This is a genomic window from Phocaeicola sartorii JCM 17136 = DSM 21941 (assembly GCF_054653615.1).
In genome coordinates this window covers 1,275,411-1,291,528 of record NZ_BAAIFW010000006.1, presented here as the reverse complement: position 1 = coordinate 1,291,528, position 16,118 = coordinate 1,275,411, and the positions used below count along the sequence as shown (strand labels likewise).

15 protein-coding genes are annotated in these 16,118 nt (G+C 45.2%); 3 read left to right on the top strand and 12 right to left on the bottom strand.

Translation table 11 applies throughout. The annotated features are described in order from the left end of the window. Positions 1 to 2: 2 nt before the first annotated feature. The 4 genes from ACYQ0C_RS22230 to ACYQ0C_RS22215 form a co-directional block, all read right to left on the bottom strand. On the bottom strand, positions 3 to 1,040 hold the full coding sequence (locus ACYQ0C_RS22230) for a glycoside hydrolase family 18 protein (protein WP_016275038.1): 1,038 nt from the start codon (positions 1,038 to 1,040) through the stop codon (positions 3 to 5). A 42-nt stretch (positions 1,041 to 1,082) separates the two neighbouring features. After that, positions 1,083 to 2,003 carry a carbohydrate kinase family protein gene (locus ACYQ0C_RS22225; protein ID WP_016275037.1) on the bottom strand — a complete coding sequence of 307 codons (921 nt, stop codon included), beginning with the start codon at positions 2,001 to 2,003 and terminating at the stop codon, positions 1,083 to 1,085. A 108-nt stretch (positions 2,004 to 2,111) separates the two neighbouring features. After that, on the bottom strand, positions 2,112 to 2,714 hold the full coding sequence (locus ACYQ0C_RS22220) for an SIS domain-containing protein (protein ID WP_016275036.1): 603 nt from the start codon (positions 2,712 to 2,714) through the stop codon (positions 2,112 to 2,114). Positions 2,715 to 2,732: 18 nt separating this feature from the next. Next, positions 2,733 to 3,266 carry an LOG family protein gene (locus tag ACYQ0C_RS22215; RefSeq protein WP_025081611.1) on the bottom strand — a complete coding sequence of 178 codons (534 nt, stop codon included), beginning with the start codon at positions 3,264 to 3,266 and terminating at the stop codon, positions 2,733 to 2,735. A 104-nt stretch (positions 3,267 to 3,370) separates the two neighbouring features. Between ACYQ0C_RS22215 and ACYQ0C_RS22210 the strand changes: the two genes are divergently transcribed. Further along, positions 3,371 to 4,591 (top strand): M16 family metallopeptidase, encoded by a 1,221-nt coding sequence (locus ACYQ0C_RS22210; protein ID WP_025077070.1) that lies wholly within the window; start codon positions 3,371 to 3,373, stop codon positions 4,589 to 4,591. A gap of 115 nt (positions 4,592 to 4,706) precedes the next feature. Beyond that, positions 4,707 to 7,160, top strand: a complete 2,454-nt coding sequence (locus tag ACYQ0C_RS22205; protein WP_025077069.1) for a glycoside hydrolase family 95 protein — start codon at positions 4,707 to 4,709, stop codon at positions 7,158 to 7,160. Between the two features lie 213 nt (positions 7,161 to 7,373). Here the strand turns inward: ACYQ0C_RS22205 and uxuA are convergent, their stop codons facing one another. From uxuA to dapB, 6 genes are read right to left on the bottom strand one after another with little or no spacing between them, the layout of a single operon-like run. Next, entirely contained in the window at positions 7,374 to 8,549 is a 1,176-nt protein-coding gene (gene uxuA, locus ACYQ0C_RS22200; RefSeq protein ID WP_016275032.1) for a mannonate dehydratase, read from the bottom strand. A gap of 39 nt (positions 8,550 to 8,588) precedes the next feature. Then, a complete protein-coding gene (locus tag ACYQ0C_RS22195) occupies positions 8,589 to 9,401 on the bottom strand; it encodes an SDR family oxidoreductase (RefSeq protein WP_016275031.1) in 813 nt (270 codons plus the stop codon). Between the two features lie 4 nt (positions 9,402 to 9,405). Continuing rightward, positions 9,406 to 10,062 carry a WbqC family protein gene (locus ACYQ0C_RS22190; RefSeq protein ID WP_016275030.1) on the bottom strand — a complete coding sequence of 219 codons (657 nt, stop codon included), beginning with the start codon at positions 10,060 to 10,062 and terminating at the stop codon, positions 9,406 to 9,408. After that, the gene (lepB, locus tag ACYQ0C_RS22185) at positions 10,062 to 10,925 is read right to left on the bottom strand and encodes a signal peptidase I (protein ID WP_025077068.1); all 864 of its coding nucleotides are present in this window, start codon (positions 10,923 to 10,925) and stop codon (positions 10,062 to 10,064) included. The genes ACYQ0C_RS22190 and lepB (ACYQ0C_RS22185) overlap by 1 nt, the downstream gene beginning before the upstream one ends. A 51-nt stretch (positions 10,926 to 10,976) precedes the next feature. Then, positions 10,977 to 12,401, bottom strand: coding sequence for a signal peptidase I (gene lepB, locus ACYQ0C_RS22180; RefSeq protein WP_016275028.1), 1,425 nt, complete (start codon positions 12,399 to 12,401; stop codon positions 10,977 to 10,979). Between the two features lie 3 nt (positions 12,402 to 12,404). Then, on the bottom strand, positions 12,405 to 13,160 hold the full coding sequence (dapB, locus tag ACYQ0C_RS22175) for a 4-hydroxy-tetrahydrodipicolinate reductase (protein ID WP_016275027.1): 756 nt from the start codon (positions 13,158 to 13,160) through the stop codon (positions 12,405 to 12,407). Positions 13,161 to 13,243: 83 nt separating this feature from the next. Between dapB and ACYQ0C_RS22170 the strand changes: the two genes are divergently transcribed. Then, complete coding sequence (locus ACYQ0C_RS22170) at positions 13,244 to 14,509, top strand: DUF2851 family protein (protein ID WP_016275026.1); 1,266 nt, start codon at positions 13,244 to 13,246, stop codon at positions 14,507 to 14,509. Between the two features lie 72 nt (positions 14,510 to 14,581). Here ACYQ0C_RS22170 and ACYQ0C_RS22165 read toward each other — a convergent pair whose 3' ends face one another. Together ACYQ0C_RS22165 and ACYQ0C_RS22160 are read right to left on the bottom strand one after the other, a co-directional pair. After that, complete coding sequence (locus tag ACYQ0C_RS22165) at positions 14,582 to 15,238, bottom strand: hypothetical protein (RefSeq protein ID WP_016275025.1); 657 nt, start codon at positions 15,236 to 15,238, stop codon at positions 14,582 to 14,584. 89 nt (positions 15,239 to 15,327) lie between these two features. Continuing rightward, positions 15,328 to 16,092, bottom strand: coding sequence for a glycerophosphodiester phosphodiesterase (locus tag ACYQ0C_RS22160; protein ID WP_016275024.1), 765 nt, complete (start codon positions 16,090 to 16,092; stop codon positions 15,328 to 15,330). Between the last annotated feature and the right edge of the window lie 26 nt (positions 16,093 to 16,118).

Below are 16,118 nucleotides of genomic sequence, written 5' to 3'. Positions count from 1 at the left end.
AGTCAGGGGTTCATTACGCCTTGATAAACGGCATGGCGTAATGTACCCTTTTCGTCATCACTGTCATAGTCCCAGTACATAGCTCCCAACATCCCTTTCTGATGCAGGAACTGGCATTTGAATGCGATGGACCGAGCATTTTCATAATTAACAACCACACGTCCCTGCGAGTTTATCATATAAGGCACCTGTGCCACACTATCCCAGCAGCTCTGTAAAGAGTCCAAAGAGATAATATGGCGGTAATCCAACAACTCCGGAGCTTCATTCGTCCCATGCCCATAGAACGGAATGCCCAGTACCAGGCGTCCGACAGGAAAACCTGCGGCTACATGGGCAGCAACCGCATCATCACAAGACCATTCCTCAGTCATTTCCGAGTGGTACAATGCAGAGTGGTGATTGGGGGATTCTTCCATATCGTATGTCATGATATTGATGTAATCCACATAAGGTTCAACAGCCTTTAAATTGTAATATCTGGCACCTGCCTGTGTAGCGATGGTCAGCAATTTGTCTTTACCGATGGCATGACGCACATCCCTCATCAGCAAAGAAAAGTTATCAGTATCCTCCGGTGAGAAAGAGATCCCGGCAGCTCCTATTCCCGGATATTCCCAGTCTATATCAATTCCATCCAAGTTGAAATGGTCTATCACCCGTTTACAATCTGCCGCAAATGCCATGCGGGTACTGTCCGTATGCGCCATTTCACTGAACCGGCTGCTTCCCCATCCGCCTACAGAAAGCAAGACTTTCAAGGACGGTTTCTTCCCGCGCAGCCCCACTACCATTTGCAAGCGCGATTCATTATCTATACGTATCCCCTTGAAGTCATCTGTAACATGTCCGAAGGCATAATTAATGTGAGTCAGACACGCCGGATCGGGCGTACTTTCCCCCCATGATGTGACGTATGCCAGAACCACATATTCCGACTCATTCTCCGCTGTCTTAATCTGCGAAGACCGCTTTTTGTCCTGACAGGCCACCGCCAGCAACAAAAAGAAAAGACCTGCAATCAGTTTAAAGATTCTCATACATAAATAAGAGGGATTATAAAACAATCAAAACCATTCGATTTATTGGTAACCGGCAGCGTACTCTTTTGAGATCGAATTATTCAGACTCATGCACACATTAGCACTGAAATCCTTGCCACAACGGATTACATGATCCCAGTCCTCTTCCGACAATTCATCCAGATCATCCCTGCGGATACGGTATTTCAATAGTCCGAAAACTACTCCGGCATTAAAATTATCTCCCGCCCCCACTGTACTGACAGTCTGCAACGGCTCTACCTCATAATATTTCTTTATCCCCTTTGTACAAAGACGGATTTCTTTTCCACCATGAGTACAAATAAAATGAGGACAATAAAATTCAATCTTACTTTTATAAATCTTATCCGCATCCGTCAATCCGAACATGTTCTCAAAATCCTCAATGGAGCCACGAATAATATCAGCATATTCAAAATTCTCAAGAATAGTGGGCAGCAACTTTATCGCCTCATTTCTGTGAGTACTGCGGAAATTCACATCATAATAAATGATAGCCCCTTGCCCGCGAGCATAATCCAACAGCTCTTTCACCTTGTCACGCAACTGAGGAGTAACAGCATAATAAGAACCAATCATCACAATATCATCCCGATGGATTTCGGGCATTGTCACATCCAGCCTCAACCGGGGATAATCCTTATAAAAAAGATACTCAGCATCATTATGTTCGTTCAGAAAAGCTAAAGATACAGGTGATTTTCCTTCAGGAAACACATTCACATGGTCTGTGCTTACTCCGTTTTCTCTCATAAACTTCAGAATGATATCACCCACTTTATCATTTCCCGTCTCACTGATAAAACTTACATTGACCCCCAAACGTCCCAATGAAATAATTCCATTGAAAACAGAGCCACCAGGAACTGCCGCTGTAGGCTGATTCTCTTTAAAAAGAATATCCAGAATGGTTTCACCTATACCAATTACTTTTCTCATCTTTGTATTTACGATTTAATAGATACATAAAACCCGAACGCGAATAAAACCAATTCTTTCATGAAATTCTATTTGCGTCCTTTGCGTTCCGGTTCTATCTCATTTATCTTACTTACTCAACTCGCGCGAACGTTCACCCAAGTACCCTCCGTGATGCCGCTTGCTGTACTCTTCAATGGTAAAACCAGTCTTTTTCATGGTTTCCACCACCAGAATATCACCTATCACAGTCATAACCGTTGTTGAAGTCGTAGGAGTCATACCTAACACACATACTTCATCAGGATGTCCCGTACATAAACAGATATCAGATTCTCTAGCTAATGGACTATCCGCATTTCCAGTAATAACAATATATTTCAAGTTCGGGTTCAAACTATGTGCAAGTTGCGTCAACTCCACAATCTCCCGGGTCTTTCCTGAATTAGAAATCAGAAGCAATAAATCATTCTCCTGCAAAATCCCCAAATCTCCATGCTGTGCTTCACTGGGATGTAAAAACACAGCCGGAATGCCCGTAGAACAAAAAGTCGTAGCTATATTCATAGCTATTTGTCCGGCTTTACCCATACCGGTAGTTACCAATTTCCCTTTTTTACGGTGTATTTGCTCCACAATCAGTTCCACTGCTTTTTCATAAGCGTCAGTTATAGGAATATTCAGAACGGCCTGAGCCTCTTTTTGCAACAATTCGTGTATAGATGTCATCATAATAGGTTTACATGAATATTATTTAAGTAGTTCGATTAGTTCTCTCAAGTTATTGGCCACAGCAAAATAGCTATTTAGCGGATGGTGAGCAAAACGTTTCTCCTCCAATCCGTTCAAAAAGTCGAGAATGCCATTCCAAAAGCCATTTATATTATAAAAAATCACTTTCTTCTGATGATAATCCAATGTAGCTGCCGCCATCACATGAAAAATCTCATCCAGTGTGCCCACTCCTCCCGGCAAGGCTACCGCCACATCCGATTCGTTCAGCATCACATCTTTACGGTCACTCAAATTATCCGTCCGGAAAGTCACATCCACCAAGTCACTGGTTCGTCCACGCTCTTCCAATTTGGTCGGAATAACCCCTATTATCATTGAGCCGTTGTCTTTAGCTACCTTGGCGATACACTCCATCAGCCCGATATTGGCACCTCCATATACCAACGTCTTCTTGTTTTGTCCCATCCAGATGCCCAACTCGCGCGCTTTTTCAAAGAACACAGGCTCTATATTCTCGGATGCGGAACAGAAAATAGCAATTTTATCCATCATCTTGTTTTCTGTTAGTAAATACAAATATCTGCATTTTTTGAAGAACGGCAATAACTTTTGTTGTATTTTTGCCAATCAAAACTTATTTGAAGCAAAAAACAATGTCATATAACACTTTCACCTTACCCAACGGGTTGCGCATCATTCACGCTCCCAACCAGTCTAATGTAGCCTATTGCGGATTTGCCGTCGATGCCGGAACCCGTGATGAAAACGAACAGGAACAGGGAATGGCCCATTTCGTGGAACACCTTATCTTTAAAGGAACACAAAAAAGACATGCATGGCACATCCTGAACCGCATGGAAAATGTAGGCGGAGATTTAAATGCATATACAAATAAGGAAGAGACTGTGATATACAGCGCTTTCTTGGCAGAACATTTTTCAAGAGCTGCAGAGCTGCTGGCAGATATTGTATTTCACAGCATCTTCCCCCAGCATGAGATTGACAAAGAAGTGGAAGTAATAATTGACGAGATACAAAGTTATGAAGACAGTCCGTCAGAACTGATTTTCGATGATTTTGAAGAATTGATTTTTCCCGATCATCCTTTGGGAAGAAACATTTTGGGGAAACCAGACTTATTGCGTAGATTCAAGAGTGAACATGCCTTGAATTTCACTTCACGTTTTTACAAACCTACCAATATGATCTTTTTCATTCAAGGAAATATAGATTTTAAAAAAGTGATACGCACCATAGAGAAAATAACAGCCGATATTCCTTTTTCCATGACCGAACGCCAACGGGCAGAACCTTTTCTCTATATTCCCAAAACGTTGACACTGAACAAAGAAACACATCAGGCGCATGTAATGATAGGCAGTCGGGGATATAATGCGTATAATGAAAAGCGGACCGGACTTTACCTGCTCAACAACCTGCTGGGCGGACCGGGCATGAACAGCCGGCTGAACGTCTCTCTGCGCGAACGTCGGGGACTGGTCTATAACGTAGAAGCCAATCTGACCTCATACACAGACACAGGGGTGTTCTGCATTTATTTCGGAACAGATCCGGAAGATGTGGAGCGCTGCATCGGACTGGTTCATAAAGAATTGAAAAAGCTGCGTGACAGCAAGCTAAGTTCCTCGCAACTGAGTGCCGCAAAAAAACAAATCATCGGACAAATAGGAGTTGCCGGAGACAATTTTGAAAACAACGCATTGGATATGGGAAAGACGTTCTTGCACTATGGCAAATTTGAAGAGCCGAAAGAAGTATTCAAACGGATAGAAATGCTGACGGCAGAGAGCCTATGGGATATCGCCAATGAAATGTTCGATGAAAATTATCTTTCGACCTTGATATACCTATAATAAAAAGACATTTACCACCCTGTAATCCTTAGATTCTCAAATCTAATTGTATCTTTGCAAAATAAAACCGTTCAAGCCATTTCACTATTATATATCAAAAACCAATATGAATATCATGAAAAAACTGCTACTTATTCTCGCCGGAACCCTACTGACCGCCAATACACAGGCACAAAACTCCGGCTATACCATTTGGTTTGACCAACCCAATACATTGGAAAACCGCGCAATCTGGTTAAAGGCTAGCGGAAGCGGCTACAATCCCGACAAAGAATGGGAAAGCACCTCGCTTCCACTGGGAAACGGCAGCCTGGGGGCCAACATCATGGGCTCCATCTGTGCCGAACGAATCACATTGAACGAAAAGACCTTATGGAAAGGAGGCCCCAACACCGCAGGAGGAGCCGACTACTACTGGAACGTGAACAAACAATCAGCTCATGTATTGAAAGACATACGGCAGGCTTTCACAGAAGGAGACCAGAAAAAAGCGGCAGAACTGACCCGCAAAAACTTCAACGGACTGGCCGAATACGAGGAGAATGCCGAAAATCCGTTTCGCTTCGGAGCTTTTACCACTATGGGAGAGATATATGTAGAAACCGGACTGAGCGAAATAGGCATGAACGACTACCGACGCGCCTTATCACTGGATTCCGCACTAGCCACAGTCTCTTTCCATAAAGACGGAGTGGATTACCAGCGCAACTATTTCATCTCCTATCCGGACAGTGTGATGGTGATGAAATTTACTGCCAACCGCCCGGAAATGCAGAACATCGCTTTCAGCTACTGTCCCAACTCAGAAGCTACGGGGAAAATTCAAGCCGATGGAAACAACGGTCTGCTGTACACCGGAAAGCTGAACAACAACCAAATGAGATTCGCCCTCCGCATCCATGCCACCCACAAAGGAGGAGAAATGACTGTAAAAGACGGGAAAATCATTGTCAACGGAGCCGATGAGGTAGTATTTCTCATCACCGGAGACACTGATTATAAAATCAATTTCAACCCGGACTTTACAAACCCTAAAACCTATGTAGGCACAGACCCTGCAGAAACGACTTTGGCCATGATGAAACAAGCGGCCGCCAAAAGTTATGAGGAACTCTATCGGAACCATCTGGCAGACTATACCAACCTGTTCGGCAGGGTACAGCTGCACTTGAACCCGCACGCTCCCATGACCTTGCAATATCCTGCCGTGAAAGACCTGCCCACCTATCAGCGTCTGGCACGTTACCGCAAAGGACAACCCGACTATCAGTTGGAGGAACTGTATTACCAATTCGGACGTTATCTGCTCATAGCCAGTTCCCGCCCCGGAAATCTGCCCGCAAACCTGCAAGGCTTGTGGCACAACAACCTGGACGGCCCGTGGCGCGTGGATTATCACAATAACATCAACCTGCAAATGAACTATTGGCCCGCATGCTCCACCAACTTGGATGAATGTGTGTTACCTTTGGTTGACTTTATCCGTACTTTGGAAAAGCCGGGCGAAAAGACCGCTCAGGCCTATTTTGGAGCACGCGGCTGGACAGCCTCCATCTCGGGCAATATATTCGGGTTCACCGCTCCGCTTTCCAGCGAAGACATGTCGTGGAACTTTAGTCCAGTGGCAGGTCCCTGGCTGGCAACCCACCTGTGGGAGTACTATGACTATACCCGCGACAAGAAGTTCTTGAAGGAGACCGCTTATGAACTGATAAAGAGCAGCGCGAATTTCACAGTGGACTATCTGTGGCACAAACCGGACGGAACCTACACTGCCGCTCCTTCCACTTCCCCCGAACACGGTCCCATAGACCAAGGGGCGACTTTCTCACATGCCGTGGCACGCGAGATACTGCTGGACGCCATCGACGCAAGCAAAGTCTTGGGAGTAGACGCCAAAGAACGCAAGCAATGGCAGCATGTCTTAGATCATCTTGTCCCTTACCAGATAGGACGTTATGGCCAGCTGATGGAATGGTCGGAGGATATAGATGACCCTAAAGACGAGCACCGCCATGTAAACCATCTGTTTGGCTTGCATCCGGGGCATACGGTCTCACCTATCACCACCCCCCAACTGGCGACTGCCGCAAAAGTCGTATTGGAACACCGTGGAGACGGAGCTACCGGATGGAGCATGGGATGGAAACTAAACCAATGGGCACGCCTGCAAGACGGTAACCACGCCTACAAACTATTCGGCAACTTATTGAAAAACGGGACTTTGGACAATTTATGGGATACTCATCCACCTTTCCAGATTGACGGTAACTTTGGCGGAACCGCCGGTATCACGGAAATGCTGTTGCAAAGTCACATGGGATTCATCCAATTGCTTCCCGCCCTGCCGGACGCATGGAAAGAAGGTGCTGTAAAGGGACTTTGCGCCAAAGGTAATTTCGAAGTTGACATTACCTGGAAAAACGGTGCACTGGAAGAAGCTGTCATCTTTTCCAAGGCCGGAGCAACTTGCCAGGTAAGACATAAAGGCGAGACCCTGACTTTCAAAACGGGCAAAGGAAAGACCTATAGAATAACAACCGAGAACGGAAAGCTGAAGAAACAATAAAGCCCGTTCCTCACCGGAAAAGGAAAACGCTCATTTAGGGGAGGCAAGACCAGCCTGCCCAAGCGTTTTCTACCTTTAGGTAAAGAGCTTAGTCTAAGACTTGAAAATATTAACCTTCACATTTATTTAAATAAAAGAAGACCTGAAAGCTTCCGGATATGGTCTTATCACCGGAAGACATTCAGGTCTTCTTTCTATAGGCTAAAAAAGAGATTACTCTGCTTCCATACTCATCGCTATTCCTCTTTCCAAACCACGAAGTTCGGCCAATCCGCGCATACGTCCCAGACACGAATAACCCGGATTTGTTTTCTTGTTCAAATCATCTATCATCTGATGACCATGATCCGGACGCATCGGAATAGATACTCCACGACGTTGCTGCACTTTCAACAGATTCTTAACTACATGATACATGTCCACATCACCTTCCAAATGATTCGCTTCATAGAAGTTGCCTTCCGCATCCCGTTGGGTACTGCGCAAATGGACAAAGTTGATACGGTCTCCCCAACGTTCCATGATACCCGGCAAATCATTCTGAGCAGATACGCCAAACGAACCGCAGCACAGACAAAGACCGTTTGACGGATTAGGTACAGCTTCCACCAACTGCTTGAAATCTGCCTCCGTACTCATAATGCGTGGCAACCCCAGGATAGCCATAGGCGGATCGTCCGGATGAATAACCAGCTTGACTCCCACCTCATCGGCTACCGGACAGATTTCTTTCAAGAAGAAAATCAAGTTACTACGAAGTTGGTCCGCATCAATATCCTTGTAACGGTCCAGTTCTTTCTGAAATTGCTCCAATGTAAAACTTTCCTCCGAACCGGGCAGTCCTGCAATCATATTCCGTGTCAGACGATGAATCTCTTCCTCATCCATTTGCGCCAGACGAGCTTTTGCCTTTTCTATCTCTTCGGCCGAGTATTCCTTTTCAGCTCCCGGACGTTTCAAGATGAACAGATCGAACGCTACAAAAGCAGCCCGCTCAAAACGCAATGCCTTGGAACCATCGGGCAATGTATATGCCAGATCCGTACGAGTCCAATCCAATACAGGCATGAAGTTATAAGTTACAATATAAATACCGCATGCAGCCAGATTGCGCAAGCTCTGTTTATAGTTCTCGATATACCTCAGATAGTCTCCTGTCTGTGTCTTGATATGTTCGTGTACGGGCACGGACTCTACAACACTCCAAGTTAACCCTGCTTCTTCAATCAATTTCTTGCGCTTCATTATTTCCTCTACCGTCCATACCTCACCGTTGGGAATATGATGTAAGGCATTGACAATACCGGTTGCTCCGGCTTGTTTGATGTCCCACAATGATACGGGATCATTCGGTCCGTACCAGCGCCATGTTTGCTCACATAAAATCATATCTAATCTAAAAATTGAGAATTAAAAAATAAAGACTTGTTACATGGCAAATGCATTGAAGCCACCATCCACTACGGCTACTGTGCCGGTTACAAAGCTGCTGGCATCGCTGATGAGATACTGGATGGTTCCACACAGTTCCTCCGCTTTACCGAAACGCTTGAACGGAGTCTGGCGGATCACATCATTACCACGCTGTGTATATGTACCGTCTTCGTTGGTCAACAAGGTACGGTTCTGCTCGGTCAGAAAGAATCCCGGAGCAATGGCATTCACGCGGATGCCTTCACCAAATTTCGTAGCCACTTCATTGGCCATGAACGCAGTAAAATTAGAGATTCCCGCCTTCGCAGCCGCATAACCGCATACACGGGTCATCGGACGGAACGCCGCCATGGAAGAGAAGTTCACGATAGCCCCTTTCTTCTGTTCCACCATCGGCTTCAAAAAAACCTGTGTAGGCAGAACTGTTCCGGTAAGATTCAAGTTAAGCACTTTCTGAAACTCATCAACCTTCAAATCAAAGAAATTGCCTGTCGGAGCAATCGTAGCACCCGGCATATTGCCTCCAGCCGCATTCAACAATGCGTCCACACGACCGTATGCTGCCAGAATATCCTTCAGGTTCTGCTCCAATACAGCCTCATCCAACACATTGGTTACAAGAAACATGGCTTCACCACCTTTAGCCTTGATCTCGCTTACAATGGCATTCCCTACTTCCTCCTTACGGCCTAATATAACAACCTTGGCGCCTTCTTCCGCCAAATGGGCGGCAATAGCCTTTCCCAAAACCCCTGTTCCACCGGTGATTACCACCACCTGGTCTTTTACACTAAACAAATTATTCATGATATTACTTTTTATGGTTTATACCTTTAACACTATCTCGCAAAACAATCAGGCTCTCCGGCCCCATATTAAACAAAAGATCGACGATGCTCAAATTCGGTAGAAAACCATATTTGGCATCAAAAACTTGATAGTAAGGTTTAGGACAAAAGTCAGCATCCGCCTCACGCCAGTCGCGCTTCGGATGAATAATCTCACGAAAATCAACCTCGCCCGGAACAAATTCCGTGCGATATTCCGTTGTACCTTCCATACAGGGATGGATATCAATCAAATCGCATATCAAGGAACAAATCTCTTGATTATAATCCCACAAGAAGACATATTTCTTTTCATAAAAGACGTGGAAATCATCAGCATAGTACTCAAAGAATGGACTGTTTCTATATGCGGCCACCAAAGCATTCCAATGTATATGACGCCAATTGCCATGATCCGAGATGCGGACATCCTTCATCAGACATTTGGGTGTCTCGCTCTTTTCGGTAGGGATAGTCAGCGCCAACGGACCATCGGCTGCCGCTATGACACAACGGTTGCGATAAGTCTGTTTCACATAATTGTCATACTGTTCCACATAGATTTTCTCACAGGCGAACAGCTTTGTATAATATTCCACCGGGGCCAGATAGGCCGAACTTACATATATCGTATTCTCCATTATTGCACTCGTTGAAAAATGCGTCCTTTTCCGGATGAAAACCAAATGCGCCAAGTTTTACCGATCAAATGATCATCGGGCACCAACCCGAACAAACGTGAATCGCACAGATTCACCGGATTATTGGATGCCATCCAGTAATAATTTTTATTAAACATATAAGCCTCTACAGGTTTCCCCCCCACATACAGGGTATCTCCCCTGACAGAAGCCATTTTCCCTTCGTGACGGACAATAGTGTTGCACAACAAGGTCACATTCCAAGGATATACCTTGACAGGTTTCCCTTTTTCCGGAATCACAAAGGGATGGCTCTTGCTTATATCCTTTTGATAAAGAGGAACCAAATCCACTTTATCTGCCAGTTTCTGTTTCAACAGATAATATTCATAATGACTGAAAGTACGTATGTACTTCCCTCCGGCATACCCTACCAGGCTGTTCCCCTGAATGTTCAATTGCCGCATGACGGCCTGCATCGTTTCTTCTTCCGTATAAGGATAAACATACAAAGATTTACTATCCGGACTCAGTACCTGCTCGTCAGTCACCCACAGTTCATCATTCAGCATCAACGTATCTCCGGGCACTCCTACCACACGGCTTATAAATACCTCCCGATTGCCCACCGAAATCTGCGGAGACCGGGGATTAGGGTTATTGAACAATACAATATCCCCCTTTCCGGCAGTTTTTCCCAGCCACCGCCAAGTAGAAAAAGGCACACGAAACCCATAACTCCACTTATTCACCAAAACCCTTTCCCCTTGATAAAGGCTATTCTCCATACCGGTAGAGGGAATGGTGCAGGAGGTGAAAGCAAATGTCTTTACCAGCAGTACCAGAATGACAGCAGTAAGCATTGCTTTGATCCATACAGGAATACGGGGCATGCTCAATTTTTTTATCCCAACTTATTTAATGTTATCCACAAAGGTAAACAATCGGTTCCAACGTATCTTTCCATCCAGCCAGCCACGGTCATTATCCAGTGACAGCCAGATAAAGATGGGCTTTCCTACCACATGGTCTTCGGGCACGAATCCCCAGAAACGGGAATCGGCCGAGTTATGGCGGTTATCCCCCATCATCCAGTAATAATCCATCTTGAAAGTATATTCATCGGTCTCCTTGCCGTTGATATAGATCTTTCCATCTTTCACAGCCAGTTCATTGCCCTCGTAGGCATGGATAGGGCGCTCGTAAACAGGCAGATTCTCCAACGTGAGTTTCACCGTTTCCCCTTTTTTCGGAATCCATACCGGCCCATAATTATCCGTCGTCCAGTTCTTATACATATTCAGCGGATACAAGCCTCCCGCATCATCAGCCGGTGTGTTTTCAATACCGACCACCACATCCTTACGGGCAAGCAGACCTGCTTTCGCCTTTTCTGTCAGCGGCATATTATAAACAGAAGCATCCGTATAATACATCATCATATCCTCCTTGCTGATGCCTAACTCATGCGCCAAGTCATCGGGAATAGGACGCTTGGTCTTCACCAGATAACGATACTGCACATTATCAGGTTCTTTATTAGCTTTTCCGTCCAGATAAATGATACGGTTCTTTATCTCCAACGTCTGTCCGGGCAAGCCCACACACCGTTTTACATAGTTCTCGCGACGGTCGACCGGACGGCTGATTATCTCACCGAAATTCTGTGGGTTCTCTTTCAGATACTCCCGTCCCAACTGATAATAATAATCATAAACCACCCGTTGCTGCTCCGAAGTCATGGAAGCCAGATCCATCGGTTTCGCCAGTTCCTTGCCTGCGCCATAGCTCAGACGGTAAATATCATCATTGGGTACACCGGTAGCAACTGTATCTCCGGCCGGAAAGTTAAAGACAACGATATCATTCAACTGCACCTCTCCCAAACCTTTCACCCGCTTATAGTCCCATTGCGGATGCTCAAGGTACGATTTACAGTTAAAGACCGGCAGTGTATGTTGCGCCAACGGCATGTGCAGCGGAGTCTGAGGCACACGGGGGCCGTAACTCATTTTGCTCACAAACAGATAATCCCCCGTCAGCAATGACTTTTCCAGTGAGGAAGAAGGGATCACATAGTTCTGGAAAAAATAGAGATTGACAAAATAGACTGCCACCAGTGCGAATACAATAGCATCCACCCATCCCATGACGGTCACTACATGACGGTTCTTGGACTTTCTCCACCAAGTCCATGGAATCTTCTTTGTGATATACGCATCAAAGATAAACGGTACAACCACCAGTCCCAGCCAGCTTCTCAACCAAACAAGAAATATCAGGTAAAGCGCCAGGACAACGGCAAACTTGATCCACTGTGTACGTGTTGCTTTTATCATATCCTAAAACTGAAATAAATCACTCATTCCTAATAACCCCTCATGTCTGGATGTATATTCCGCTGCCAGGACAGCCCCCAAGGCAAAACCTTTCCGGTTCTTGGCGTCATGGGTTATCGAGATGCTGTCCGCCTCGGAGTCGTAACGGATGGTATGGATACCAAACACCTCCCCTTCACGAATAGAGCTGACAGGAAATTCATTCTCTGCGCATTCCGTACTTCCGGAAACAGTTCCGTCCGGTGCAGTCAAAGTTCCTTTCACCCATTTACTCTTACTGTTCATATTTTCCAGAATCCCTTCGGCCAGCGTAATGGCTGTTCCGCTCGGTGCATCCAGCTTATGAATATGATGAGTTTCGGTCATAGAAACTTCGTAAGCGGGAAAGTTATTCATGATTTTAGCCAAGTATTTATTTACAGCCGAGAAAATAGCAACACCCAGACTGAAGTTAGACGACCAGAACAGGGTTTTTCCGCCTTTCGTGCATAATTCCTTCACCTCATCGCCATGTTTGTCCATCCATCCGGTACTGCCCGATACCAGTTTGACACCGGCTGCAAAGGTCTTCATATAATTATCGTATGCCACCATCGGATTGGTAAACTCAATGGCCACATCGGCCGATTTAAATGCTTCCGAGTTGAAATCATCTTGATTATCAACATCTATAATACTTACAATCTCATGTCCGCGGGCAACTGCAACCTTTTCAATCTCCTTGCCCATCTTTCCGTATCCTATTAATGCTATTTTCATAATTACGAATGTTATTTTAGCCACAAAGATAGCGTTTTTCGTTGTAAACCATTACATTTGCCAAACATTTACACCTCATTAACATGGAACAACTATTACACTATGTGTGGAAACATAAAATATTTCCTCTTAAAGAACTGAAAACGACAACCGGCCAACAAGTGGAAGTTATAGATACGGGACTGGCGAACACCGACGCCGGTCCCGATTTTTTTAACGCCAAGCTCAAGCTGGACGGTGTACTTTGGGTGGGAAATATCGAGATACACGAGAAATCCTCGGATTGGTTCAAGCACGGACATCATACAGATGCCGGTTACAACTCCGTCATTCTACATATAGCCTCCGATATAGATACCGAAATCAACGGAAGTAACGGGGAAAAGATTCCCCAAATGCGACTTGCCTGTCCGGAGTCTGTCCGCGCCAACTACAAAGAGCTGCTGGAAACAGACAGTTACCCTCCTTGTTACCGCATCATTCCCTCCCTCTCCTCTTTCAGCGTCCATTCGTGGATGTCTGCCTTGCAGATAGAAAGGTTCGAACAGAAAGCAATCTTGCTGAATGAACGGTTAAAACGCTGCCAAGGCAATTGGGAAGATGCCTTTTTTATCACACTGGCACGTAATTTCGGCTTCGGACTGAACGGAGACGCTTTCGAAGCCTGGGCTCGCCAGCTTCCCTTGCGGGCGGTAGACAAGCATCGCGACAACCTGTTCCAGATAGAAGCCATCTTCTTCGGGCAAGCCGGCATTCTGGAAGACCCTGACGGAGACGGATATTATCTCCGGCTGAAAAAAGAGTATGCTTATCTGCAACATAAATTCGAGCTTGTTCCGATGGACGTCTCCCAATGGCGCTTTCTCCGGTTGCGTCCCGCCAATTTTCCGCATATACGGATTGCACAGTTGGCTTGTCTTTATCATCGCGCCTACGGGCTTCTCTCGCGCATCATGGAAACGGAGACACTGCAAGGAGTCAGAGAGGTTCTGAAGGGAGGGACTTCGGAGTACTGGCTCACTCATTACACATTTGGCGGTTCCTCCCCTTCCCGTCCGAAGACTCTAAGCAACTCCTCACTGGATTTGCTCATTATCAACACGGTAGTGACTTTTCTCTATGCTTACGGACTGCATAAAGGAAATGAAACGCTTTGCGCACGTGCCGGCAGTTTCCTAGAAGAGCTGAAAGCGGAGAACAATTACATCACCCGCATGTGGGAACAATGCGGCATGAAGGCCTCCAATGCCGCCGACAGCCAGGCCTTAATACAGTTAAAGAAAGAATATTGCGACAAGAAAAAATGCCTGTATTGCCGGATAGGGTATGCATATCTGAAAAGAAAATAGAAAAGGGAGGATGAAGTCCCGAGCTTCATCCTCCCTTTTCTATCATTAAGATTGTCTACCTGAATAACGGCATCACTTCGACAAGTTCTTCACTATGGTGGAAACGATTTTTGAAGAACTTTTCCGGCTATCCTTACTCAGTTTATCTTTACTTTCCAAATTCATGCTGGTAAAGTAATGATTACCTCGGGTAACTTCTTGCTGATTCTTATCAAACAAAGAATAACTGGTGATATGAAACAAAGTACGCAAAGGCTTTTCCTGCCATTTCAGGTAATGCTGGTTCAAGAATAACACATAATCCGAATCCGTATCCTTTATCAGTTGTTCATACCGGCTGTCATCCACCTGGCTAAGGTCTGCATATTTCTCCTCTTCTTCACCTTCCAGTCTGATCTTATCCAGCAAACTGCTGATGGCCGCCGCCTTTTCTGCAGTCACGAACTGATATTTCTTATTCTTATTAGATGCGATAATATTCCTCGCAATAACCTGATTATATGTATAATCTATACTATCAGTCGGTATCCCTGTCTCCTCAGTAATCATACTGCCGGGGAAATAATTGGATTCCACATTGTCGTGAAGCCCTATGACAAGCACCTTCACCAGACTGTTGTTTGCCTTGTCCGCACCCTCATCATCAACAGACGATGCAGACACAGGACCTGTCACACATAATGCCAATCCCCAAATCCATGAGATTTTCTTTAATAAACCAGCTTTCATACTATCCTTTTTTTATTACAGTGCAAAAGTATCGTATATCCATTACATCTTTATTTGAAAGGAATTACATTTCCATTAAGAATCCCCTGTCAGTTCCCCTGAATCAGTTTCCCGGTTTCCAATGGATAATCGGTGGTAATATAATCCACTTTCCGGTCAATCATTTCCCGGACCATCTCCATATCATTGACAGTCCACACATTCACCTTCATGCCCGCCCGCTGTGCTTCGGCAATCCATTCCGGTTTTTCAGCCAACACCTTGACATAATAATCAATGCCATTAATCCCCTTCGCCTTCAGGTCTTCAGGAACCACATCACTTTTCAGATAAGCTATTTCCGAATCCGGAGTCAGTCTCACCAACTGTTCACAAATGTTCATGCTGAATGAAATGTATTCCACCTGCTTCTCCATCTGCCTCTTCTTTACTTTATCTACAATGATTTTCACCGCTTCATTTTCCGCTTCCTTCGTTCTGTGGGGCTTTATTTCCAATATCAGTTGGATATCGGCCAGCTTTTTGCCCGTTTCCAGATAATCATCCAAGGTGGGCAGCGTCTCGCCATTACTCAGTTTCAATGCCTTCAACCCGGCAAAAGGAGTGTCAAAAATACAAATTCCCTGAATACTGTCGTCATGATTGACTACAATTTCCCTGTCCTTCGTCATTTGTACATCAAATTCCGAACCATACACCTTTGCCTCCGCCGCTTTAGTCAGAGAGGCGATAGAGTTTTGAGCAGAACCTTCACATTTCCAGTATCCGCGGTGGGCAATCACTTTGGTCTGGGCACTCCCGGCCAAAGCAACCACACACATGGCGCAAGCCATCATTAATTTACTTAGTCTCATTTTTATTTCTTATTGAATCATTATCT